At 57.1% G+C, this 22561-nt stretch carries 22 protein-coding genes, 1 tRNA gene and 1 other RNA gene; 16 read left to right on the plus strand and 8 right to left on the minus strand.

Going from position 1 to position 22561, the window contains the following annotated elements:
- Positions 1-3 precede the first annotated feature (3 nt).
- Genes prmC through hemA form a run of 3 tightly spaced genes read right to left on the minus strand, consistent with a single transcriptional unit; the run spans position 4 to position 3214 of the window.
- Positions 4-834 (minus strand): peptide chain release factor N(5)-glutamine methyltransferase, encoded by an 831-nt coding sequence (gene prmC / locus AC2CF9_RS03580; protein WP_484556265.1) that lies wholly within the window; start codon positions 832-834, stop codon positions 4-6.
- The gene (gene prfA, locus AC2CF9_RS03585; RefSeq protein ID WP_094111054.1) at positions 834-1916 is read right to left on the minus strand and encodes a peptide chain release factor 1; all 1083 of its coding nucleotides are present in this window, start codon (positions 1914-1916) and stop codon (positions 834-836) included. Before prfA ends, prmC begins: the two co-directional genes overlap by 1 nt.
- A 41-nt stretch (positions 1917-1957) precedes the next feature.
- The gene (gene hemA, locus AC2CF9_RS03590) at positions 1958-3214 is read right to left on the minus strand and encodes a glutamyl-tRNA reductase (RefSeq protein WP_484556266.1); all 1257 of its coding nucleotides are present in this window, start codon (positions 3212-3214) and stop codon (positions 1958-1960) included.
- Positions 3215-3429: 215 nt separating this feature from the next.
- On the opposite strand from hemA, the gene lolB reads away from it, so the two are divergent.
- From lolB to AC2CF9_RS03610, 4 genes are all read left to right on the plus strand, one after another.
- On the plus strand, positions 3430-4056 hold the full coding sequence (gene lolB, locus AC2CF9_RS03595; protein ID WP_150016628.1) for a lipoprotein insertase outer membrane protein LolB: 627 nt from the start codon (positions 3430-3432) through the stop codon (positions 4054-4056).
- A complete protein-coding gene (gene ispE / locus AC2CF9_RS03600) occupies positions 4053-4910 on the plus strand; it encodes a 4-(cytidine 5'-diphospho)-2-C-methyl-D-erythritol kinase (protein WP_484556267.1) in 858 nt (285 codons plus the stop codon). The genes lolB and ispE overlap by 4 nt, the downstream gene beginning before the upstream one ends.
- Before the next feature lie 136 nt (positions 4911-5046).
- Positions 5047-5994, plus strand: a complete 948-nt coding sequence (prs, locus tag AC2CF9_RS03605) for a ribose-phosphate diphosphokinase (RefSeq protein ID WP_150016333.1) — start codon at positions 5047-5049, stop codon at positions 5992-5994.
- 225 nt (positions 5995-6219) lie between these two features.
- Positions 6220-7392 (plus strand): GGDEF domain-containing protein, encoded by a 1173-nt coding sequence (locus AC2CF9_RS03610; RefSeq protein WP_484556268.1) that lies wholly within the window; start codon positions 6220-6222, stop codon positions 7390-7392.
- Here AC2CF9_RS03610 and ychH read toward each other — a convergent pair.
- Positions 7389-7664, minus strand: coding sequence for a stress-induced protein YchH (gene ychH / locus AC2CF9_RS03615; protein WP_484556269.1), 276 nt, complete (start codon positions 7662-7664; stop codon positions 7389-7391). The genes AC2CF9_RS03610 and ychH overlap by 4 nt on opposite strands.
- Positions 7665-7925: 261 nt before the next feature.
- On the opposite strand from ychH, the gene pth reads away from it, so the two are divergent.
- The 9 genes from pth (at position 7926) to AC2CF9_RS03660 (ending at position 16440) form a co-directional block, all read left to right on the plus strand.
- Positions 7926-8513: an aminoacyl-tRNA hydrolase gene (pth, locus tag AC2CF9_RS03620; RefSeq protein WP_039384967.1), complete on the plus strand. Its 588-nt coding sequence runs from the start codon at positions 7926-7928 to the stop codon at positions 8511-8513.
- Between the two features lie 109 nt (positions 8514-8622).
- On the plus strand, positions 8623-9714 hold the full coding sequence (gene ychF / locus AC2CF9_RS03625; RefSeq protein ID WP_039384969.1) for a redox-regulated ATPase YchF: 1092 nt from the start codon (positions 8623-8625) through the stop codon (positions 9712-9714).
- A gap of 218 nt (positions 9715-9932) precedes the next feature.
- Positions 9933-10931: a siderophore ABC transporter substrate-binding protein EitA gene (eitA, locus tag AC2CF9_RS03630; RefSeq protein ID WP_484556270.1), complete on the plus strand. Its 999-nt coding sequence runs from the start codon at positions 9933-9935 to the stop codon at positions 10929-10931.
- Between the two features lie 35 nt (positions 10932-10966).
- On the plus strand, positions 10967-11971 hold the full coding sequence (locus AC2CF9_RS03635) for a FecCD family ABC transporter permease (protein ID WP_484556441.1): 1005 nt from the start codon (positions 10967-10969) through the stop codon (positions 11969-11971).
- Complete coding sequence (gene eitC / locus AC2CF9_RS03640) at positions 11968-12729, plus strand: siderophore ABC transporter ATP-binding protein EitC (RefSeq protein ID WP_484556271.1); 762 nt, start codon at positions 11968-11970, stop codon at positions 12727-12729. Before AC2CF9_RS03635 ends, eitC begins: the two co-directional genes overlap by 4 nt.
- 11 nt (positions 12730-12740) lie before the next feature.
- The gene (locus tag AC2CF9_RS03645) at positions 12741-13967 is read left to right on the plus strand and encodes an MDR family MFS transporter (RefSeq protein ID WP_484556272.1); all 1227 of its coding nucleotides are present in this window, start codon (positions 12741-12743) and stop codon (positions 13965-13967) included.
- 189 nt (positions 13968-14156) lie between these two features.
- Positions 14157-14918, plus strand: a complete 762-nt coding sequence (locus tag AC2CF9_RS03650; RefSeq protein WP_150016339.1) for a basic amino acid ABC transporter substrate-binding protein — start codon at positions 14157-14159, stop codon at positions 14916-14918.
- A gap of 45 nt (positions 14919-14963) precedes the next feature.
- A complete protein-coding gene (locus tag AC2CF9_RS03655; protein ID WP_150016340.1) occupies positions 14964-15728 on the plus strand; it encodes an amino acid ABC transporter permease in 765 nt (254 codons plus the stop codon).
- Positions 15715-16440, plus strand: coding sequence for an amino acid ABC transporter ATP-binding protein (locus tag AC2CF9_RS03660; RefSeq protein ID WP_484556442.1), 726 nt, complete (start codon positions 15715-15717; stop codon positions 16438-16440). Before AC2CF9_RS03655 ends, AC2CF9_RS03660 begins: the two co-directional genes overlap by 14 nt.
- A 62-nt stretch (positions 16441-16502) precedes the next feature.
- Here AC2CF9_RS03660 and phoA read toward each other — a convergent pair whose 3' ends face one another.
- Entirely contained in the window at positions 16503-17909 is a 1407-nt protein-coding gene (gene phoA, locus AC2CF9_RS03665) for an alkaline phosphatase (RefSeq protein ID WP_484556273.1), read from the minus strand.
- Positions 17910-18156: 247 nt separating this feature from the next.
- Between phoA and AC2CF9_RS03670 the strand changes: the two genes are divergently transcribed.
- The 3 genes from AC2CF9_RS03670 to AC2CF9_RS03680 all read left to right on the plus strand — a co-directional run bounded on the left by AC2CF9_RS03670 (position 18157) and on the right by AC2CF9_RS03680 (position 19369).
- Positions 18157-18244, plus strand: a tRNA-Ser gene (locus AC2CF9_RS03670).
- 45 nt (positions 18245-18289) lie between these two features.
- Positions 18290-18418, plus strand: a non-coding RNA gene (locus tag AC2CF9_RS03675) — RtT sRNA.
- A 738-nt stretch (positions 18419-19156) separates the two neighbouring features.
- Entirely contained in the window at positions 19157-19369 is a 213-nt protein-coding gene (locus tag AC2CF9_RS03680; RefSeq protein WP_150016342.1) for a hypothetical protein, read from the plus strand.
- Between the two features lie 79 nt (positions 19370-19448).
- Here AC2CF9_RS03680 and iraP read toward each other — a convergent pair whose 3' ends face one another.
- From iraP to efeB, 3 genes are all read right to left on the minus strand, one after another.
- The gene (gene iraP, locus AC2CF9_RS03685) at positions 19449-19811 is read right to left on the minus strand and encodes an anti-adapter protein IraP (RefSeq protein ID WP_150016343.1); all 363 of its coding nucleotides are present in this window, start codon (positions 19809-19811) and stop codon (positions 19449-19451) included.
- 151 nt (positions 19812-19962) lie between these two features.
- Positions 19963-20751, minus strand: a complete 789-nt coding sequence (phoH, locus tag AC2CF9_RS03690) for a phosphate starvation-inducible protein PhoH (protein ID WP_065649060.1) — start codon at positions 20749-20751, stop codon at positions 19963-19965.
- A 527-nt stretch (positions 20752-21278) separates the two neighbouring features.
- Positions 21279-22559: an iron uptake transporter deferrochelatase/peroxidase subunit gene (gene efeB / locus AC2CF9_RS03695; RefSeq protein ID WP_484556274.1), complete on the minus strand. Its 1281-nt coding sequence runs from the start codon at positions 22557-22559 to the stop codon at positions 21279-21281.
- Positions 22560-22561: the final 2 nt, after the last annotated feature.

Here is a 22561-nt window from a genome sequence, read left to right on the forward strand (position 1 = left end):
TTTTTATGCATATTGCCCAAGCGTCACGCGCGGATTGCCGCCGTAGTCGTTGAGAGTAGTAACCTGCTGATAGCCCTGCTCAAGCATCAGGGTACGCACGTCGGCATCCTGCTGCCAGCCGTGCTCCAGCAGCAGCCAGCCCTGCGGCTGGAGCCACGCCGGGGCGCTGTGGATAATAAAACGAATATCGGCCAGTCCGGCATCATCGGCTACCAGCGCGCTGCGCGGCTCAAAACGCACGTCACCCTGCAGCAGATGCGCATCGTCCATGTCGATATAGGGCGGGTTGCTGGCGATGAGGTGATAACGGGTCGCAGGCAGGCTGTCAAACCAGTGGCTGAGCTGGAAGCGGGCGTTGGTGAGACCCAGCCGTGCCGCATTCTCCTGCGCCAGCGCAACGGCAGCGGGAATGCGATCGCAGCCGGTGATCTGCGCGTCAGGTCGTTCACTGGCGAGCGCCAGCGCAATAGCACCGGTGCCGGTGCCCAGGTCAAGCACGTGACAGGGTCCCGCAGGCAGGCGCAGCAGTGCCTGTTCCACCAGCACTTCAGTATCCGGACGCGGGATCAGCGTGGCGTCACTGACGCGCAGCGGCAGCGACCAGAACTCCCGCTCGCCCGTCAGGTGAGCGATCGGTTCACCCCGCTGACGGCGCGCCAGCAGCTGCTCCAGCTGTGTCAGCTGCGCGTCGCTCAGCGGGTGCTCATCAAAAGCAAGCAGCCAGCTGCGCGTTTTGCCGGTCACAAAGCTGAGCAGGATCTCAGCGTCCCGCTTCGGACTTTCGCCTCCGCTCAGCGCCGTCATAGCCAGCTGACGCCAGCGGCGGATCTCCATCAATCCTGTCCGGCCAGCGCGGCGAGCTGATCGGCCTGATACTCCTGAACGATCGGCTCGATCAGTGTATCCAGCTTGCCTTCCATGGTTTCATCCAGCCGGTAAAGCGTGAGGTTGATGCGGTGATCGGTCACGCGTCCCTGCGGGAAATTATAGGTGCGGATACGGTCGGAGCGATCGCCGCTGCCAAGCAGGTTGCGCCGGGTTGATGCCTCAGCCGCGTGGCGTTTTGCCATCTCAGCCGCGTGAATACGCGCACCGAGCACCGCCAGCGCTTTGGCCTTGTTTTTATGCTGTGAACGCTCATCCTGACACTCAACCACAATGCCGGTAGGCAGGTGGGTGATGCGGATAGCGGAGTCGGTGGTGTTGACGTGCTGTCCGCCCGCACCTGAGGAGCGGAAGGTATCTATTTTCAGATCGGACGGATTTATATCCGGCAGCTCCGCTTCCGGCAGCTCCGGCATAACGGCCACGGTACAGGCCGAGGTGTGGATGCGCCCCTGCGATTCAGTTTCCGGCACGCGCTGAACGCGATGACCACCTGACTCAAACTTCATCCGCCCGTAAGCGCCCTCGCCCGTCACCCGCGCGATCACCTCTTTATAGCCGCCATGCTCGCCTTCATTGGCGCTCATGATCTCTACCTGCCAGCGCCGCCCTTCAGCGTAACGGCTGTACATGCGGAACAGATCGCCGGCAAAAATCGCCGCTTCGTCGCCGCCGGTTCCGGCACGCACCTCAATAAAGCAGGGGCGTTCGTCATCCGGATCTTTCGGCAGTAGCAGCACCTGCAGCTGCTGCTCCAGCACCTCGCGTTTGTCGCGCGCCAGTCTGAGTTCGTCCTGCGCCATTTCGCGCATTTCCGGGTCCTCAAGCAGCATTTCAGCGGTATCCACATCATCCTGCACCTGCTGCCAGTCGCGGAAGCAGCGGGTCACATCGCTCAGCTGGGCATATTCGCGTGACAGCGCGCGGAAACGTTCCTGATTGCCAATCACGCCGGCATCGCCCAGTAACGCTTCCACTTCTTCATGGCGTTCCTGTAACGCTTCCAGCTTGGCAATAATCGAGCTTTTCATCTAATTGTAGGTATCCCGGTGGTAGGTCGTGACAGCGGAGATTACTCTAAACCGAGGCTGTCGCGTAAGATCTGCAGGCGTTCGCCATCGCCATCGCGGGCGGCCTGCTGAAGTGATTTGGTTGGCGCATGGATCAGGCGGTTGGTAAGTTTATGCGCCAGCTCCTGCAGCACTTTTTCTGCGTCTGCTCCCTGCCGCAGCGAAGCCAGCGCGCGCTCCTGCAGTTCAGCGCGCACCTGCTCTGCCTGCATGCGGTATTCACGGATCGATTCGCCGGCGCTTTGCGCGCGCAGCCACGCCATAAACTCCCCGCTCTCCTGCACAACAATGCTTTCCGCCTGCAGGGCTGCCGCTTTACGCTGCGCCATATTCTGCTCAATGATCGCCTGCAGATCGTCGACGCTGTAGAGGTAAGCGTTCGGCAGCTTGCCCACTTCAGGCTCAACGTCGCGCGGTACGGCGATATCCACCAGCAGCATCGGCTGATTACGTCGCGCCTTCAGCGCACGCTCCACCATGCCTTTACCAATAATTGGCAGCTGGCTGGCGGTAGAGGAGATAATGATATCAGCTTCAGAAAGACGGGTTTCAATCTCAGCGAGGTTGATCACCTCGGCCCCCACCTCGTCAGCCAGCAGCTGAGCACGTTCGCGGGTGCGGTTCGCGATCATCAGTTTTTTCACGCTGTGCTCGCGCAAATGGCGTGCGACCAGCTCAATGGTTTCGCCCGCCCCGACCAGCAGCACATTAACGGTGCTGAGCGACTCAAATATCTGCCGCGCCAGCGAACAGGCGGCAAACGCAACGGAAACCGCGCTGGCACCGATTTCGGTTTCGGTCCGCACGCGCTTGGCCACGGAGAAGGTTTTCTGGAACATACGCTCCAGCTCGCTGGTCAGCGCCCGGTCGCGCGAGGAGTCGGCATGCGCCTTTTTCACCTGGCCGAGGATTTGCGGCTCACCCAGTACCAGCGAATCGAGACCGCTGGCTACGCGCATCAGATGGCTGACCGCAGCGTTATCCTGGTGCCAGTAAAGGCTGTTGCGCACGTCCGCTTCCGGCAAATCATGGTAATCACATAGCCAGCGCACCAGCTTCTCCTGCAAATCCGCCTGCTGCTCTACACTGAGGTAGAGTTCGGTGCGGTTACAGGTAGAGAGTACCACCCCGCTCTGTACCATTGGCTGAGACAGCAGGCTGTTCAGCGCCTGGTCAAGCGTGTCCGGCGTAAACGACACGCGTTCACGCAGAGCGACAGGAGCGGTTTTGTGATTGATTCCGAGTGCCAGGAGCGTCATGTGATTGCGGCTGGGAAGTCCCATTGATTGTCTGGTTTTGTGAAGCGCATTCTACAAGATGCGGCAGATCATGGAAAGCCATACAAAGGCTATGACAGTGATAAGATTAAACTGATCGTGCGCAATTTTCCGCTGGCCGGCATTGACGGTTCTCAGGCGGGCAGTTAGCGTTATCGGTTACGAATTAAAAACGTGTCTGAGGAGATGACCACGTGATGCCATTGCCCACGCGCAAACTGTTGCGCCTTTTACCCCTTGCCAGCGTTCTGCTGGCAGCCTGTAGCGTCAACAAACCGCAGCAGGGTGCGGGGCCCGCTACCACCGCACCGCAGTGGCAACAGCACCAGCAGCAGGTAGCCGGAATCAGCCATTATCAGACGCGCGGCGCCTTTGCTTATCTGTCCGATAAACAGAAGGTCTACGCCCGCTTCAACTGGCAGCAGACCGCCCCTGACCGCTATCGTCTGCTGCTGACCAACCCGCTGGGCAGCACCGAACTCCAGCTGGATGCGCAGGGTTCCGTGGTGCAGATTGTTGACAACAAGGGCAAGCGCTATACCAGCAATGATGCTGAGAAAATGATTTCGCAGCTCACCGGCATGGATATTCCGCTGGCCAACCTGCGGCAGTGGATGATGGGCCTGCCGGGTGATGCCACCGATTACCAGCTCAATAATAGCTACCAGCTAAAAAGCCTGAGCTACAGCCGCAACGGCCAGCAGTGGCACGTCGCTATCGGTGACTACGACACGAAAGTCACGCCCTCTCTGCCTGCTAATCTGGAGCTGACCGAAGGTGACCAGCGTATCAAACTGCGTATGGATAGCTGGACCCTGCAATGATGACCACCTGGCCTGCTCCGGCAAAACTTAATCTGTTTCTCTACATTACCGGCCAGCGCGCTGACGGCTATCACAATCTGCAAACGCTGTTTCAGTTTCTCGATGCCGGCGACACGCTGGAGATGGCGCCGGATCGCAGCGGGCGTATCAGCCTGCTGACGCCGCTGGCAGGCGTGGCGGACGCTGACAATCTGATTGTACGCGCGGCGCGGGCGCTGAAGCAGGCGGCGGTGGCAAAAGGCACGCTTGACGATCGCGCGGGCGCGCAGATTGCGCTGGAAAAAAAGCTGCCGATGGGCGGCGGGCTGGGCGGCGGCTCCTCAGATGCCGCCACGGTGCTGGTGGCGCTGAACCACCTGTGGCAGTGCAGGCTGAGCACAGATGAACTGGCTGCGCTGGGCGTCACGCTGGGCGCCGATGTCCCGGTATTTGTGCGCGGCCACGCTGCGTTTGCCGAAGGCGTCGGGGAGCAGCTGCAGCCCGCCTCGCCGCCAGAAAAGTGGTATCTGGTGGCGCATCCGGGCGTAAGTATCGCCACGCCCGACATCTTCCGCGATCCCGATCTGACGCGCAATTCACCGATACGCACATTAGATGAACTGTTGAGCCTGCCTTTTCACAATGATTGTGAAGCTGTGGCAAGAAAACGTTTTCGTGAGGTTGATGCGCTGCTTTCCTGGCTGCTAGAATACGCGCCGTCGCGCCTGACCGGGACCGGCGCTTGCGTGTTTGCTGAATTTGACACCGAGTCCGACGCTCGTCAGGTGCTGGAGCTTGCCCCGAAATGGATTCGTGGATTTGTGGCGCGCGGGCTTAACCTCTCGCCGTTGCAGCAAACCCTTTCCGGGCTTTAAGCGTTTACGTGACCGTATTACCCGTTCCAGATACGGCACGTTGCGCATTAACACACCGTATGAACAGGCTCAAACATATTCGCCGGTTATGTTTGAGCGGTTCATTCTCTGGACGTCCAAGCCTGAGGTTCTTCTCGTGCCTGATATGAAGCTATTTGCTGGTAACGCCACCCCGGAACTAGCACAACGTATTGCCAACCGCCTTTACACCAGCCTCGGAGACGCCGCTGTCGGTCGTTTCAGCGACGGCGAAGTAAGTGTACAGATTAACGAAAATGTACGCGGTGGCGATATTTTCATCATCCAGTCCACCTGTGCCCCCACCAACGATAATCTGATGGAGCTGGTTGTGATGGTCGACGCGCTGCGTCGGGCTTCTGCTGGTCGAATTACCGCTGTTATCCCCTATTTCGGTTATGCCCGTCAGGATCGCCGCGTGCGCTCAGCGCGTGTGCCGATTACCGCTAAAGTAGTGGCTGACTTCCTCTCCAGCGTCGGCGTGGATCGCGTGCTGACCGTTGATCTGCATGCCGAACAGATTCAGGGCTTCTTTGATGTGCCGGTAGACAACGTCTTCGGCAGCCCGATTCTGCTGGAAGATATGCTGCAGCTTGGTCTGGAAAACCCTATCGTGGTTTCCCCGGACATTGGTGGTGTGGTGCGCGCCCGCGCAATTGCCAAACTGCTTAATGACACGGATATGGCTATCATCGACAAACGTCGCCCGCGCGCGAATGTTTCTCAGGTTATGCATATTATTGGTGATGTCGCAGGCCGTGACTGCGTGCTGGTCGACGATATGATCGACACCGGCGGTACGCTGTGCAAAGCGGCTGAAGCACTGAAAGAGCGTGGCGCCAGGCGCGTATTTGCATATGCGACTCACCCTATCTTCTCGGGCAACGCGGTTGAAAACCTGCGCAAGTCCGTGATTGATGAAGTGATTGTTTGCGATACCATCCCGCTCTCGGAAGAGATGAAAGCGCTGCCAAACGTGCGCACGCTGACGCTTTCCGGCATGCTGGCTGAAGCTATTCGTCGTATCAGTAACGAAGAATCTATCTCTGCTATGTTTGAACATTAATTGTTCACACTTAACCGGGCCTTGCGCCCGGTTTTTTATGCTTATCCGCTTCCTCCTGCCTTGCTGAAGCTGCTTTTTTCCACGCGCTTCGCCCGATAAATTTTCAGTCTGTGCACTATTTCCCCTGCCTTCTGCTCTTTTTCACTTTCGCGCTGTCCGGCGCTTCAGCAGCCCCGGAAATAGTGCTATTTTCAGCTCCACTTTTTTCCGGGAACGCCCACCGCCATGACGCTCGATATTTATACGCTGTTTGTTTGCGAGCTTTATGTGCTGGGGTTCCTGAGCATCATTATGATATTTGCCTGGGTCGGCGCTCAGTACGATCGCGTGCTGGGCTTTACCACGCTGACCCTGATACTGACGCTGTGTGCGGTGTTTCTCAGCAGCCTGCGCAGTGCCGGCCTGCAGTTTCTTCCGGTTGCGCTGGGCAACGTCATGGTTATGCTGGCTTACGGTACGCTGCTGTGCGCATTTCGTACTTTCTGTAAACGCCCTACTGGCCTGCTGTGGCCCGGTGGCGCGCTGCTCTGGGCGCTGCTTTGTCTGCTGCCCGATTTTTATCACGGTCAGCCACTGCGGGTGCTGGTGCTCTGCCTGCTCTGCATACTTTACACCGCAGCCTTTATCACCCTGCTGTGGCGCGCGCGCGGCATGCTGAAAGTGACGTTCTGGCCTGCGCAGACGCTGCTGTGGATCCATCTCGGCTTTCATCTCGCGCGGATTTTTCTTGATGATGCCGTCGCCAGTCGCCTGCCGGGCGCTATCGGCGGATCGGGTTTCTCGATCTACGTTATCCTTGAGTCGATTCTGTTTGTGATTGGCCTGACCTTTACCCTGCTGGCGATGGTTAATGAACGGTCGCAGGTGGCACACCGTCTGGCGTCGCTGCGCGATCCGCTGACCGGCGCATGGAACCGGCGCGCGCTGTTTGAGCAGGCGGATAACGTGCTGCGGCGGCGGACCAGAGTCTCCTCTGCCGCCGGGTTTAGCGCGGTGCTGTTTGATCTTGACCACTTTAAAAGTATCAACGATCGCTACGGCCACCTGCAGGGTGACCGGGTGTTAATCGACTTTTGCCAGATAGCTGAAGCGCAAATGCCGGCAGAGAGCTATTTCGCCCGGCTCGGCGGCGAGGAGTTTGCCGCGCTGGTGACAGGCGACAGTGCGCAGGTACAGCGCGTATGCGAAGCTATTCGCGTGGCAACGCAGCGGTCACAGCCGGCTGGCATCAGTTATACCGTCAGCATTGGCTATGCCCCGGCCGATCCGGCTGTCAGCCAGTTTCCGACGCTGCTGGCGCTGGCTGATGAAGCCCTTTATCGTGCCAAAGCCCACGGCCGCAACCGGACAGAGTGCTACACTGCCCGGCCAGAGCCAGTTGCTGAGCTGGCGATTTAATGTGGCGTATGATTGCGACGACAGCGGACGTCGCCATGGTGACGATGCCAGTAATAGCGATCTTCAATCTTCTCGCGACCGCTGACGCGGGCACCCGCCAGCCACAACAGCGCCCCGATAAAGATGCCAAACATGGCCCCGCTGGCCAGCAGAGGTTGCATATTCACTGACGGCAGCTGATTGACCACGGATGAGGCGACGCCCGCAACCATGGTCAGCAGTCCCAGACACATCAGGCTATTACCGATAACGCGGCATTGATGACGTTTCATGAATCACCTCCATCCTTATGAGCAAAGAAAAAACCGCACATAACGTTAACCTGTCATAAGTTTAGGCAATGATAGCGGGACATTTTGCGTCCAGGATCACACAACACGATGTACAAATGACAAAAATTTACCTGCAGCATCTTGTTTTATATAGAAATTGACTAATCACAGCCTGACACTACTTTCACCTGACAATCTTTGTCATCCCTGCCAGCAGACAGTAAACTAGCCACCTTTCTGCAGGAGAACAGGATAACTATTGTGAGCAGTATTAAACTGATTGTGGGACTGGCAAATCCCGGCGCCGAATATGCGGCAACGCGTCATAACGCCGGCGCGTGGTATCTGGATCTGCTGGCCAGCCGCCATAATCAGGCGCTAAAAGAGGAGCCCAAATTCTTTGGCTATACGGCGCGCCTGGCTCTGGCCGGGAATGATGTGCGGCTGCTGGTGCCGACCACCTATATGAATCTCAGTGGTAAAGCGGTGGCGGCAATGGCGACGTTTTACCGCATTACGCCTGAAGAGATCCTGGTGGCGCATGATGAGATGGATCTGCCGCCGGGCGTCGCCAAATTTAAACAGGGCGGCGGGCACGGCGGGCATAACGGCCTGAAAGACATTATCAGCAAACTGGGTAACAACAATAACTTTCACCGTTTACGCGTAGGCATAGGTCATCCTGGCGATCGCAACAAGGTAACCGGATTTGTGCTGGGGAAACCGCCTGCCAGCGAGCAGAAGCTGATTGATGACGCGGTTGATGAAGCGGTGCGCTGCACGGAGCTGTGGCTGAAAGAGGATAAAATTAAAGCGATGAATCGTCTGCACGCTTTCAAAGCGGGCTAAGGCAATTCCCGCGCCGCGCCGGGCAATTCTGTGTATAATGCGCGAAATTTTTTGAATCAGGCGTACCGCCCGGCGGTGCGCCACCCTCAGTGAGAAAGGTAATCAGATCATGGGATTTAAATGCGGTATCGTGGGTCTGCCAAACGTTGGTAAATCTACCCTGTTTAACGCGCTGACCAAAGCGGGTATCGAAGCAGCGAACTTTCCGTTCTGCACCATCGAGCCAAACACTGGCGTAGTACCGATGCCCGATCTGCGCCTTGATCAGCTGAGCGAGATTGTTAAACCCCAGCGCGTGGTGCCTACCACCATGGAGTTTGTGGATATCGCCGGACTGGTTAAAGGCGCATCGAAAGGCGAAGGCCTCGGCAACCAGTTCCTGACCAACATCCGTGAAACTGAAGCGATTGGTCACGTAGTGCGCTGCTTTGAGAATGAGAACATTATTCACGTCTCAGGCAAAGTTAACCCGGCGGAGGATATTGATATCATCAATACTGAGCTGGCGCTTTCTGACCTCGATACCTGTGAGCGCGCCATTCAGCGCTGCCAGAAAAAAGCCAAAGGCGGTGATAAAGACGCGAAAGCGGAGCTGGCTGCGCTGGAGAAGTGCCTGCCGCATCTGGAAAATGCCGGTATGCTGCGTGCCCTGAAACTGGATGCCGATGAAAAAGCCGCTATCCGCTACCTGAGCTTCCTGACGCTGAAGCCTACTATGTACATTGCCAACGTCAATGAAGATGGCTTTGAGAACAACCCGTACCTTGACCAGGTACGCGCTATTGCTGAAGCAGAAGGCTCGGTAGTGGTGCCGGTGTGTGCTGCCGTTGAATCTGACATCGCGGAGCTGGATGATGAAGAGCGCGATGAGTTTATGGCTGAGCTGGGTCTGGAAGAGCCGGGCCTGAACCGCGTGATCCGCGCAGGTTACGCGCTGCTGAACCTGCAGACTTACTTCACCGCTGGCGTTAAAGAAGTGCGCGCCTGGACCATCCCGGTGGGCGCTACTGCACCGCAGGCCGCCGGTAAAATTCACACCGATTTTGAAAAAGGGTTTATCCGCGCGCAGACCATCGCCTTTGATGACTTCATCACCTATAAAGGCGAACAGGGTGCCAAAGAAGCAGGCAAAATGCGTTCTGAAGGCAAAGAGTACATCGTTAAAGATGGCGATGTGATGAACTTCCTGTTCAACGTCTGATGACCGCGGCTGGTTCGCGGGATCACCGTTAATCTCGCGAAGCTAAGCAAAGGCTTTAGAATCCACGCTCCGGCGTGGATTTTTTTTATGGCGGCTTATGCCATTGCCAGAAGGCAGTCACCGGCGACAGGCAACCGTTGATAATGTAATTCATTATCATTATTATCGCGGGCAGGAAGTTTTTATAGATCAGCGCTTTTTAAACGAGAAAGGGTTAGATGAAAAACGTCATTTGTGCATTTGCTTTACTGTTTACTGCCGCCAGTCACGCCGCTACTGCCCCCTACCCGCTGACCATCGAAAACTGTGGCTATAAAGAGACGTTTACTAAAGCGCCAGAGCGCGTGGTCGCGCTGGGGCAGAACACCACAGAGATCCTGCTGCTGCTCGGGCTGCAGGATAAAATTGTTGCCAGCGCTTTCTGGCCGACAAAAGTGCTGCCGCAGCTGGCGAAGCAGAACGCCGGAATCAAAACGCTGACCGTGGAGATCCCGACGCTGGAATCAATCCTGGCGCAGAACCCGGACTTTGTACCGGCGCAGGCGCCGCTGCTGCTCGGTCCGGAAAGCAAGGTCGCAAAGCGTGAAGACTTTGCCACGCTGGGGCTGAACAGCTATATGTCTCCCGGCATGTGCGCCACCAAAAAAGGCGCGGGTGATATGTACGGCAGTCGTCAGAAATTGTGGGACATGACTTATCTGTATCAGGAGATTGACGATTTCTCACGCATCTTCAATGTGGAAGATCGCGGTCAGGCGCTGATTGCGGATTTCAGACAGCGTGAAGCCGCACTGCGCGAGGCCTTCAGTAAAAATAAACGTAACCTCTCTTTTGTCTTCTGGTTCTCCAGCGCCTCTCCTGCGGCAGACGCCTATGTTGGCGGCAAAAACAGCGCGTCTGGTTTTATTGCCAGCGTGCTGGGCGGGCATAACGCCATTACTACCGAGACTGAGTGGCCTACCGTGGGCTGGGAGAGCATTATCGCTGCCAACCCGGATGTGATTGTTGTCTCCAGCCTCGATCGTAACCGCTGGACGCTGGACAGCGCCGCAGAGAAGATTAAATTTCTGAAGAGCGACCCGGCGGTGAGCCAGCTTGATGCGGTGAAAAAAGGACATATCGTAGTCATGGATGGCCAGGCGATGAACCCGACTATACGCACCATCTACGGTGCTGAGCAGGTGGCAGAGCAGCTGCGTAAGCTGGGGCTGAATTAATGACCACCGCTGTTACCGCCGTGCGGCAGAGGCTGATGCTCAGCATGACCACTGCAGCGGCGCTGCTGCTTCTGACGCTGGTCATTGCGCTGGGGATCAGCGTGGGTGAACTCCCGGTGCCGCTCAGAAGCGTGTTTTACGCGTTCAGCAACCGTCTGGGCCTGACGGCGGAGCCGCTCAATCGAATCTATGAGAGCGTGATCTGGGATTTCCGGCTCAGCCGGGCGCTGGTTGCCGCCTGCTGCGGCGCGGGTCTCGCCATTTGCGGCGCGGTGCTGCAGAGCCTGCTGAAAAATGCGCTGGCGGAGCCTTACGTGCTGGGCGTATCGGCGGGCGCCTCTACCGGCGCGGTGGCCATTGTGATTCTGGGTCTCGGCACCGGCGCCGTTTCGCTCTCGGCAGGGGCGTTTGCCGGCGCCTTTGCCGCGTTTGCGTTTGTCGCTTTTCTCACTAAGGGCGCGCGCAGCGGCAATGAACGCACCATCCTCGCCGGCGTCGCGGCCTCTCAGCTGTTTAATGCCGTCACCGCCTACACCATCAGCACGTCAGCCAGCGCCCAGCAGGCGCGTGACGTGATGTTCTGGTTACTGGGCAGTTTCAGCGGCGTACGCTGGCCGGAATTTCAGCTGGTGCTGATTGTGCTGCTGCTGGGGCTGGCGATCTGTCTCTGGTACGCGCGCGCGCTGGATGCGTTTACCTTTGGTGATGATGCCGCCGCGTCGCTGGGTATCGCCGTACCGCGGGTGCGCCTGATCCTGTTTACCACTACCGCACTGATCACCGCCACCATTGTCAGCATGGCCGGCTCGATCGGCTTTGTCGGCCTGGTCGTGCCGCACGTGATGCGCTTTTTCTTCGGTCCGCTGCATCGCACCCTGCTGCTTGCGTGCGCGCTGGCGGGAGCGATTCTGATGGTGCTGGCGGATATCGCCTCGCGCCTGCTGATTGCGCCGCAAAGCCTGCCGGTGGGCGTGGTTACTGCGCTGGTCGGCGTTCCTTTCTTCGCTATCATCATTTACCGCTCAGGAAATAAATCATGAGTATTTGCGCTGAAAATATTACGTGGAAAGTGGGCAGGAAGGTCATTGTTAATGATGTCTCGCTGAACGTCGCGCGCGGAGAGACCGTGGGCCTGCTGGGGCCAAACGGCTCCGGTAAATCGTCGCTGCTGCGCGTGCTGGCGGGCCTGCGGCGTCCGCATGCAGGACAGGTCAAGCTGGATGGCAACGATATCCGCTTTATCGCCAAAAAAGCGCTGGCGCGCCGGGTGGCCTTTGTTGAGCAGCACGGGATGACGGATGCCAATATGCGCGTGCGCGACGTGGTGAAGCTGGGACGTATCCCGCATCACTCCCCTTTCTCCAGCTGGAGCGCGCAGGATGACGCGGCGGTGCTGGCGGCGCTGCAGCGCGTGGATATGGTGGAGAAAAGCGAACAGGGCTGGCAGAGCCTCTCCGGGGGTGAGCGGCAGCGGGTGCATATTGCGCGGGCGCTGGCGCAGATGCCGAGCGAAATCCTGCTGGACGAGCCAACCAACCATCTCGATATTCACCACCAGATGCAGCTAATGAAACTGATCAGCGAACTGCCGGTGACCAGCATCGTCGCAATACACGATCTCAATCACGCCTCGATGTTTTGCGATACGCTGATTGTCATGCAGCAGGGAGAGATTGTTGCCACCGGCACGCCGCAGGCGATTCTGAATGAGGATCTGCTGTGGGATGTATTCCGCGTGCGGGCAAAAATCGACAACTCCCCTTACCACAGCGGTAAACACATACACTATATAGCCTGACGGAAACCTTCATGTCTGTGCCCCGGCCCGGCCCGCGGCTCTGGCTGCCTCTGCTGCCGGGCTGCCAGTTTATTTTCAACCTCGGCTTTTACGCCGTAGTGCCTTTCCTGGCCATTTTTTTGCGCGACGATCTGGCGCTCTCCGGCACGCTGGTCGGGCTGATACTGGGGCTGCGCACCTTCTGTCAGCAGGGTATGTTTCTGCTCGGCGGCGCGCTCTCCGATCGCTTTGGCGCCCGACGCGTGGTGCTGGCAGGCTGCATGGTGCGTATCAGCGGCTATCTGCTGCTGGCAGGCGGCGAATTTTTAACGCCGGTTATCATAGGTGCCTGCCTGACCGGTATTGGCGGCGCGCTGTTTTCACCCTCGATTGAAGCGCTGCTGGCGAAGGCGGGTACGCAGAGTGAAGCTGAAGGTAAACGCAGCCGGGCGGAGTGGTTTGCCCTGTTTGCCGTCTGCGGTGAACTGGGTGCCGTTATCGGTCCGGCAGCGGGGGCGCTGCTGACCGGCTACGGTTTTCGCCAGATCGCCTTTGCCGGCGCGGTGGTATTTGTGCTGGCGATGATTGTGCTGTTTTTCACCCTGCCCGCCGCGCCAGTGCGCCGCGCCGCGCTGCAGATCGCGCCGTGGTGGCGCACCTTTCACCAGCCGCGCTTTGTGGCATTTATTATCGCTTACAGCAGCTGGCTGCTCAGCTATAACCAGCTCTATCTGGCGTTGCCGGTGGAGATCCAGCGCGCCGGCGGTCAGGAGAGCGATCTGGCACCGCTGTTTATGCTGGCCTCGCTGCTGATTATTACGCTGCAGCTGCCGCTGGCACGTCTCGCCCGCCGCACCGGCGCGGCACGAGTTGTACCGTGGGGCTTTGCGCTGATTGCCGTAGCATTTCTCAGCGTGGCGCTGTGCGCTGTCGCTGCTCCCGCTGCGGGCTGGCTGCGCCTGCTGCCTGCGGCAGCTTTTGTTACGCTGCTGACGCTGGGACAGATGTTGCTGGTGCCCGCTGCAAAAGACCTGGTGCCGCGGTTTGCGGAGCCGTCATCGCTCGGCGCGCACTATGGCGCCCTGGCCACTGCCGGTGGCGTGGCGGTGTTGCTGGGTAACGTCCTGCTGGGAGGCGTGCTGGAACAGGCGCGCGAACCTTCAGAAGCAGCACGGCTGCCGTGGCTGCTGCTGGCGCTGTTTCCTCTCGCCAGCGCAATTGCCATGCGCATTATCTGTGCGCCATTGCGCAAAGCGTAACCTGCGGCCGGACGCGCTGCTCTCCTGCGTTCCGCACTGTGCCACAACGGCCGGATGCCCCCTTCACGCTTTGATGAATATTGTCCTCAGCGCTGACTATTCCGCTTGCCAGAGCATGCGGCAATGTGTATTTTTATGCATTAAATTTGCATAAATTACGCATCTTATCCCTTCTCCAGGAGAATCACTATGTTTATCCGTTCAGCCCTGCTGGGCTTAGTGCTGGCGCTGTCAGCCACGGCGGCGCAGGCCGTTACCTATGTTGTCGGCTCTGGCGGCACTTACCGTCCGTTCGAATTTGAAAACGCGCAGAAGCAGCTGGAAGGATTTGATATCGACATTATCAAGGCCGTCGCCAAAGCGGAAAATTTTGATATTAAGCTGGTCAATACCCCGTGGGAGGGCATCTTTGCCACACTCAATTCGGGCGATCGCGACATCATTATCTCCGGCATTACCATCACCGATAAGCGCAAACAGATGGTGGATTTTTCCGCGCCCTACTTCCCGGCTGAACAGGCTATTGTGGTGCCGGAAAACGCCAGCGTATCGTCACTGGCGTCGCTGAAGAACCTGAACGTAGGCGTGGTGAACTCCAGTACCGGCGACATTGTGGTCTCCGATGTGCTGGGCAAAAACAGCACGGCGATTAAACGTTTTGATAATACGCCGCTGATGCTGCAGGAGCTGTATGAAGATGGTATTGGCGCCGCCGTGGGGGATGTCGGCGTGGTGAAATACTACATAAAAACGCATCCGGAGAAGCAGTTTAAACTGGTTTCTGATAATAAGTTTGAGCGCCAGTATTTCGGCATCGCGGTAGCGAAAGGCAACGATGAATTACGCAGCAAGATCAACGCCGGCCTGCAGAAAATCATTGCCGACGGCACCTATGCGAAAATTTACGCGACCTGGTTCGACAGCAACGTTCCTGCTCTTCCCGCGCAGTAATTTTCCCGTCGCCGCGCGCTCGCGCGGCACAATAAGGACGTTTTTATGACTGGCTTCCGCTGGGAAATCATCGGGGAATATATGCCGCTGTTTATCGACGGCGCGATGATGACCCTCAAATGCACGCTTATCTGTGTGATCACGGGTACCCTGTGGGGCCTGACGCTCGGCTTAGGCCGCCTGGCGTCGGCGCCGCACGGCCCGTGGAAATATCTACTGCATTACGGCATTCAGTGGCCGGTGCGCATCTATATCAGCGCTTTTCGCGGCACGCCGCTGTTCGTGCAGATTATGGTCGTGCACTTTGCGCTGATCCCGCTATTTATCAATCCGCGCGACGGCGTGCTGGTGGCGAACGGCATTATGCCGGCAGAGTTTGCCCGCGAGCTGCGCGCTAACTATGGCGCTTTTCTTTCCTGCGTTGTGGCCATCACTCTTAATGCAGGCGCTTACGTATCGGAGATTTTTCGCGCCGGGATCCAGTCGATCGATCGCGGCCAGATGGAAGCGTCGCGATCGCTCGGCATGCCATATGGTCGCACCATGCGCAGAGTGATCCTGCCGCAGGCGTTTCGCCGCATGCTGCCGCCGCTCGGCAACAACGCGATCGCTATTGTTAAGGATTCATCGCTGGCGTCAGCGATCGGCCTCGCCGATCTGGCGTATGCTGCCCGTACGGTTTCAGGCGCCTATGCAACTTACTGGGAACCCTATCTGGTGATTTCGCTGGTGTACTGGGTATTTACCTTCCTGCTGTCGCTGCTGGTTCGTTACATGGAAATGAGGTTTGGCAAAAGTGATCCACGTTGAAAACTTGCAGAAAAACTTTGGTGAAAACCAGGTCCTGAACGGCATCAGCTGTGACATTCCGGCGCAGGAAGTATTGTGCGTTATCGGTCCGTCCGGCTCAGGTAAAAGCACCTTCCTGCGCTGCCTGAACGGGCTTGAAAGCATTGACGGCGGTCGCGTGGTGGTGAACGGATTTGAGGTACAGGATCCCAAAACCCGCATCAATACGCTGCGTCAACACGTGGGTATGGTGTTTCAGCGCTTTAATCTGTTCCCGCATATGACCGTGCTGGAAAACCTGATTATGGCGCCGATGGATGTGCGCAAACTGTCGCGCCAGCAGGCCACTGAGCAGGCTAAAGCGCTGCTGGAGAAGGTGGGCCTAACCGATAAGATACACGCCTGGCCAAACAGCTTATCCGGCGGCCAGCAGCAGCGCGTTGCTATTGCACGGGCGCTGGCGATGGAGCCGGAGATCATGCTGTTCGATGAGCCGACCTCCGCGCTCGATCCTGAGCTGGTCGGCGAGGTGCTGAGCGTCATGAAAATGCTGGCGCAGGAAGGCATGACCATGGTGATTGTCACACATGAAATGGGATTTGCACGCGAAGTGGCAGATCGCGTGATGTTTATGGATCAGGGGATCATTCAGGAGCTGGACACGCCGGATGTGCTGTTCACCCGGCCGCAAAATCCGCGTACTCAGGCGTTTCTCAGCAAAGTGCTGGGGTGAGACTGCTCCGGTAAAAACAAAAATCCACGCCGCAGCGTGGATTTTTTCTGTCTGCTATCCGCTTATTTAAGCGCCATCGCATTTTTTAGCGTGAAGAACAGATCGGTCTGATCGGTCAGCCCTACCACGTTTGCCGCGTGCGGTCCGTAGGCAGCAATGCGCAGCTGAGCACCGGTGTGCTCCTGCGAATCCTCTTCCGAGTTGCCGTAGCTGATGGTCATTACCGCACCATCTTTCGTGTTCAGCGCCTGGGTCAGGCCCGGCGCTTTGGTGCCGTTCTCAACAATCTGACTGCTGTGCGCGTGGTCGGCGGTGACCACCACCAGCGTATCGCCATGTTCGCGGGCATAAGCCAGCGCCACCTGGACCGCTTCATCGAGATCCACCGTTTCGCCAATCTGGCCGCACGGGTTAGCCGCGTGATCCTGTTTATCGATTGACGCGCCCTCAACCTGCAGGAAGAACCCTTTCTCATTTTTGCTCAGCAGGTCGATCGCTTTTGTCGTCATCTGCGCCAGCGTCGGCACCGATGCCGGACGATCCTGATTAACCTCACAGGTCACCACCGGTTTATCGATGTTGCCATGATAACTGGCTTTGGGACCCTGCCAGCGCACCGGCATATTGCCCGGTGCAAACAGCCCTAGCAGCGGCTGCTGCTGGGTGGCCTGCCGGACCGCGTTCATTGCGTCCAGGTTTTCTACCAGCTGATAGCCGCGCGCCTGCGCCTGTTCATACAGCGTTCTGCCTTTATAGTCGCCTGCTTTAGCCACCTCGTTAAAGCTTTTTGCACCGCCGCCCAGCACCACATCCGGCCGGGTCAGCAGCATTTGCTCGGTAATTGAGCCGCGGCCGCCCTGCTCTAAGGCGTTGCCCGGGCAGAGTTCGCTGGTTTTCTCCGGGCCATAGCATTTGCGCGAGGTGACATGTGCCATTAGCGCCGCTGGCGTAGCATCCTGCAGTTCGGCGGTAGAGACATTGCCGGTTGCTTTGCCGGCCGCTTTGGCCAGCTCAAGCAGCGTGGTTTGATCCTGCCCATTAATGTCGACGCCAATCGCCCCGTTATAGGATTTGGTGCCTGTGGCCCACGCGGTGGCGGACGCGGCAGAGTCAGTGACGTAAGAGGGTTTATGCGTTTTTTTATCCAGCGAATAGTGCGTGTACTGCCCGGTAAGCGGAAGCGCATCAATACCGGCAAAAAAGCCGCCCGCACCCATCGCAAGATTACGTGCCGCGGTGATCTCAGAGTCACCCATGCCGTCGCCAATCAGCAAAATGACATTTTTCGCCGTCTGATTACTCAGCGAGGCTTTCAGCGCCTCAGTCTGATCGCTGCTCAGCCGACGCGCGCCACCATGCTGCGTCAAATCGCCAGCTGCCGCTCTATTGTATGTTGTAACATCTGCCACCGCGGAGGTGGCGATCAGCGAAGCCAGCAGTGAAACCGTCAGCAGAGGTAAGTGTTTCATTCTTCAGCATCCTTATCAGTGAGACAACCCGGTTATTTTCGCTGCCAAGTCTGCGTCAGCGGGATGACATTTTTGTGTCAGACGCGCAACGTTTCGATGACAATCGCCGCGAAGCGAACAGGGTTAATACAATCTGCGCAGAGCTTAAGCAGATAGAAAAAAAGGAGAAAATAGCGCTTGACCCTTTTCAGCTAACTCCCTATAGTAGCGCCCCGTTGACCCAGTGCGGTTAGCAAAAAAAATATGTGGTGAGGTGTCCGAGTGGCTGAAGGAGCACGCCTGGAAAGTGTGTATACGGCAACGTATCGGGGGTTCGAATCCCCCTCTCACCGCCACAAATTTGAAGAAGAGCCTGAACTCACGTTCAGGCTTTTTTTTGCATATTGCACAGTGAGAGGGGTATGAGAACCCCCGACCGGGTTCGACGGTGAACCCTGTTCACCGGACAGCGGAGCCTGCGACGCTGCCCGCAGGGTGAGCGAAGCGAATCAATCCCCCTCTCACCGCCACAAACGTATAGCAGGTACATCATCTCCTTTGAAAAGATAGATAATGCCGCGCTAGCAGCTTTTATCGGGGTTCACTATGTGGCTAACCGTTATCTCTTGCCGGAAAAATTCATCAGCTGAGGGCTCTTAAAGAGCTTTCCTTACGTTATTGCGGCGTAAAACGCACGGGTATGGTGTCATTCATAGTTTCCGGACGTATTTATGCATTCCAGACATCATTTATGCCCCGCATCCGATTGCCAGGGCGCCATAAATGGCGCCCCTACAGATTCGTATCTAAATACGTTAAAGGACACACCTCCGGCACCACTCGCAGGGGACGCATTTATGCGTCCCTGCCGTCGTTTATGCCCCATACCCGATTGCCAGGGCGCCATAAATGGCGCCCCTACAGATTTGTGCCCAAACACGTTAAACGACACACCTCCGGTGTTGCCCGTAGGGGACGCATTTATGCGTCCCTGGCAGATTTGTGCAATGCATATTATTGGATTCAGGTGCCCACTCCTGACCGCCATGAACCATCATCAGTAAACTCAGGCCGCAGCCCTGCTTCACCTCTGCTAAACTGACCTGACAGCAACATTCAGCGGGCATAAACCGGATGCGGATAACAGCTACCTCTTTCGTTTAACCCTGCTGAAAGCGATGCCGTTTTGCGGACGCCTTTTATATTGTGACCAAAATGCTCAGAGCCGTAAGGCCTGAAGAAACATATGTTTTATTAAGGAAAAAATTATGGATGATGTAGATCTGGCACAGGAACGAGAAGCCGCTCATCTTGAGAGCGCCCTGTTTGCCCGCAAACCACGCCTGGTGAGCACAACGGGCAACTGTATCTGGTGCAGGGATGAAAGCGTGGTGGCCGATACTGCATTTTGCTCTGCAGAGTGCGGTGAGGACTATCACAAGCACCAGCGTGAAATGAAACAGCGTATCAACGGCGAATAAGCCAGCCGGGGCGGGAAATGTCTGCTAAAACAAGCCTGAACGCGCGTTCAGGCTTGTTTATCTGCTGTGTCTGACCAGTTTACTTTTTAGCGGGTAAAGCGGGTTCAGCAGCCGTAACGCCGGTCAGTCCACTTAATCCTTCATGGTTAATTTCGTCATCTGCCTTATCCACAGCCTGAGAGATAGTCAGCAGATTCTGCAGTTCGCTTAGCAGAATAGCGGCATCGGACCTCAGTACCTCATCGTTTTCAGCAGAGTCGATAACCGTATTGATCGCTTTATTAGCCGCATCAATCATCTCCGTCACTCCACCCTGCCTGCTGACGGCCAGGACCAGCGCACTGATCAGCAGCGACTGTGCTTCAACCCGGGCGGTCAGCTGTTTCATGTCCGCATCAATGTGCGATATTTTTGCCAGCATACTCAGGACGACATTTTTCACTGGTTGTGCTCCCTGAAAAAAGATCAATCTTACCGCGTTAGCGAACCGCTGCAAATCTCATCACTCTGAAAGGTCATCAGGCTCTGCCGGTAAAACCACGGACAGAAAAAAACCCGGCCGGAGCCGGGTTTGTCAACGGAGTGGGACGCTATCAGCCGTAGGCGTGCAGCGTGCGCTGGCAGAGTGCTGAACGAACGCAGTCCTCTTTCGCAAAGCGCACCACGCCCACCATCTCATCCTCTTCAAAGCGCGCCAGCGCATCGGCAAGACCGGACTGGACGCTGGCGGGCAGATCGCACTGGGTAATGTCACCGTTAACGATAACCGTGACGTTTTCCCCCAGGCGGGTCAGAAACATCTTCATCTGTGCAGCGGTGACGTTTTGTGCCTCGTCGAGGATAACCACTGCGTTCTCAAAAGTACGTCCACGCATATAGGCGAAGGGCGCAATCTCTACCTTGGCGATTTCAGGCCGCAGGCAGTACTGCATAAAGGAAGCGCCGAGACGTTTAACCAGAACGTCATAAACCGGACGAAAATAGGGGGCGAATTTCTCGGAAATGTCTCCGGGCAGGAAACCGAGATCTTCATCCGCCTGCAGTACCGGGCGCGTCACGATAATCCTTTCGATATCCTTATTGATCAGGGCCTCAGCTGCTTTTGCAGCGCTAATCCAGGTTTTACCGCAGCCAGCCTCGCCGGTTGCGAATATCAGCTGTTTCGTTTCTATGGCGTTAAGATAGTGCGCCTGAGCTTCATTCCGGGCTGCAATTGGTGCCCGATCGCGCACATCGCGCGCCATGCCAATAGCATCTAACCCGCCCATCTGCACCAGCGAAGTGACCGATTCTTCTTCGCGCTGACGATGACTCCGGGAGTCATTACGAAGCACACGACGAGCTTCACGACGCGCTTTGATCACTGCTTTCTGTCTTCCCATAGTGGCACCTTACAGTTGGTTTCATGAATCGCGACGGATCACCCGCGGCGATGACTTGAACGCTTTAGAGGTTACGTTGGCTTCCTTTTAGCCGTACTGATACACAAAACGGGGTGTACAACAGCGCCGAAACGCCGCAGCGCACCGGATAAAAACAAACTGGATAATGTAGATAGTGGATGAAAGAAGAGTAAAACGCTGACAGGAGGCTCTCTCCCGCAGAGAACTGCGCTTGCTGTGTTACACCTGCTGGTTCCGGAATGGAACGCCTCATGCGCGAACTCCAGTGGCTGATGCCACAAAACTGACAACGCTTATGAGTAAAGTGAAACATAGCGCCGAAAATTTGCAACACTATTTTTACTTTTCGATGCAAATTAAGATTTGTTGCGGCGATCGCATCAGGCGCATCCCGTAAAAACTACATACAAAACAATGTGGTATATAAAATAAAAAAGGATCCCTGGCGGATCCTTTTATGACGCGGAACGCTTATCAGGCGTAATCAGCGTTGCCGGAGAGCAGGTTCAGGCTTCAATCAGCGACTGGCCAAGGTAGTGCGTGGCATTGGCGACGCCCGGCAGCGCAAAAAAGTAGCCGCCGCCGGTGGGCCGGACATACTCTTCCAGCGCCTCGCCGTTAAGTCGCTGCTGCACTGTGATAAAACCTTTAGTGAGATCGTGCTGATAGCAGATAAACAGCAGCCCCATATCAAGCTGCCCTGCCCCGGTGATCCCGGCGGAGTAGCTGTAGCCGCGCCGCAGCATCAGGCTGTCCGCCGTCTCAGGCGTACGCGGGTTAGCGAGCCGGATATGGGCATCCAGCGCTATCACATCTCCATCCGGATCGCTGGCGTAATCCGGCTCATCATGTTCATGATGCCCGCCAAGCGGCGCTCCGCTGAGCTTTTCCCGGCCAAAAATAGTCTGCTGCTCACCCAGCGGCGTGCGATCCCACTGCTCAACGCGGAAACGAATAATCCGCACCGCCTGATAGCTGCCGCCGTATGTCCATGCGGGCTCCTGCTGGTCGGCCGTGACCCACAGCATTTTATCCATCAGCGCACCGTTTTGCGCATCCGGATTCGCCGTGCCGTCTTTAAAACCCAGCAGATTAATCGGGGTTTCCTGCCCGTTACTGCGCGCTGCGTGCTCAGGAATAAACCCTTCGCGCCGCCAGCGTACTGCCAGCAGATCGGGGGTCTGTTTGATGATATCGCGCAGTGCGTGGATCACGGTGTCCTGACTATTGGCGCAGATCTGAATCAGTAAATCCCCGTGGCACTGACTGGCGTCAAGCGAGTCATTGGGAAAGCGCGTCATGGCCTGCAGCTGTGCAGGCTTGTGCGCGCCCAGCCCAAAGCGTTCGTCAAACAGCGAACTGCCCACGGACAGCGTCAGCGTCAGGTTATCTGGTGCAATAGTGGCACCGAGAATACCGGAATCAGCCGGCGGCAGCTGCGCATTAGTCACCGCAGGTGCGGGTCCGCCCTGCGTCAGAAATGCGAATCTCTCCGTCAGCAGCCGTAACAGGCGCGTCAGCTCCGCTTTACCGTCGGCCAGCACGTCAAACGCCACCAGCATCATGGCGGCCTGCTGCGGCGTCAGGATACCCGCCTGGTGCTTACCGTAAAATGGTTGCACTTGCTGACGCGCATCAGGTGCAACCGTGCCCGGAGAAAAATGCTCTGCTGCTGCGCCAGCGTGAAACGGACAGCTGCCCCCGAGCGCAGCCGCACCGCCCAGCACACCCAGTCCCTGCAGTAACCGACGACGTGCCGGCTGCATGGCATCATGCTGTTTAGCCATGG

Source organism: Pantoea sp. SYBGC1 (assembly GCF_057197005.1).

What these genes read in the sequence shown, in the direction of transcription:
- AC2CF9_RS03645 (WP_484556272.1), top strand. Translation starts at nt 12,741, where the DNA reads ATGTCTGTGCCCCGGCCCGGCCCGCGGCTCTGGCTGCCTCTGCTGCCG.
- ispE (WP_484556267.1), top strand. Translation starts at nt 4,053, where the DNA reads ATGATGACCACCTGGCCTGCTCCGGCAAAACTTAATCTGTTTCTCTAC.
- lolB (WP_150016628.1), top strand. Translation starts at nt 3,430, where the DNA reads ATGCCATTGCCCACGCGCAAACTGTTGCGCCTTTTACCCCTTGCCAGC.
- phoH (WP_065649060.1), bottom strand. Translation starts at nt 20,751, where the DNA reads ATGGGAAGACAGAAAGCAGTGATCAAAGCGCGTCGTGAAGCTCGTCGT.
- phoA (WP_484556273.1), bottom strand. Translation starts at nt 17,909, where the DNA reads ATGAAACACTTACCTCTGCTGACGGTTTCACTGCTGGCTTCGCTGATC.
- ychF (WP_039384969.1), top strand. Translation starts at nt 8,623, where the DNA reads ATGGGATTTAAATGCGGTATCGTGGGTCTGCCAAACGTTGGTAAATCT.
- eitC (WP_484556271.1), top strand. Translation starts at nt 11,968, where the DNA reads ATGAGTATTTGCGCTGAAAATATTACGTGGAAAGTGGGCAGGAAGGTC.
- hemA (WP_484556266.1), bottom strand. Translation starts at nt 3,214, where the DNA reads ATGACGCTCCTGGCACTCGGAATCAATCACAAAACCGCTCCTGTCGCT.
- prfA (WP_094111054.1), bottom strand. Translation starts at nt 1,916, where the DNA reads ATGAAAAGCTCGATTATTGCCAAGCTGGAAGCGTTACAGGAACGCCAT.
- AC2CF9_RS03680 (WP_150016342.1), top strand. Translation starts at nt 19,157, where the DNA reads ATGGATGATGTAGATCTGGCACAGGAACGAGAAGCCGCTCATCTTGAG.
- prmC (WP_484556265.1), bottom strand. Translation starts at nt 834, where the DNA reads ATGGAGATCCGCCGCTGGCGTCAGCTGGCTATGACGGCGCTGAGCGGA.
- ychH (WP_484556269.1), bottom strand. Translation starts at nt 7,664, where the DNA reads ATGAAACGTCATCAATGCCGCGTTATCGGTAATAGCCTGATGTGTCTG.
- eitA (WP_484556270.1), top strand. Translation starts at nt 9,933, where the DNA reads ATGAAAAACGTCATTTGTGCATTTGCTTTACTGTTTACTGCCGCCAGT.
- efeB (WP_484556274.1), bottom strand. Translation starts at nt 22,559, where the DNA reads ATGGCTAAACAGCATGATGCCATGCAGCCGGCACGTCGTCGGTTACTG.
- AC2CF9_RS03610 (WP_484556268.1), top strand. Translation starts at nt 6,220, where the DNA reads ATGACGCTCGATATTTATACGCTGTTTGTTTGCGAGCTTTATGTGCTG.
- AC2CF9_RS03635 (WP_484556441.1), top strand. Translation starts at nt 10,967, where the DNA reads ATGCTCAGCATGACCACTGCAGCGGCGCTGCTGCTTCTGACGCTGGTC.
- AC2CF9_RS03650 (WP_150016339.1), top strand. Translation starts at nt 14,157, where the DNA reads ATGTTTATCCGTTCAGCCCTGCTGGGCTTAGTGCTGGCGCTGTCAGCC.
- AC2CF9_RS03655 (WP_150016340.1), top strand. Translation starts at nt 14,964, where the DNA reads ATGACTGGCTTCCGCTGGGAAATCATCGGGGAATATATGCCGCTGTTT.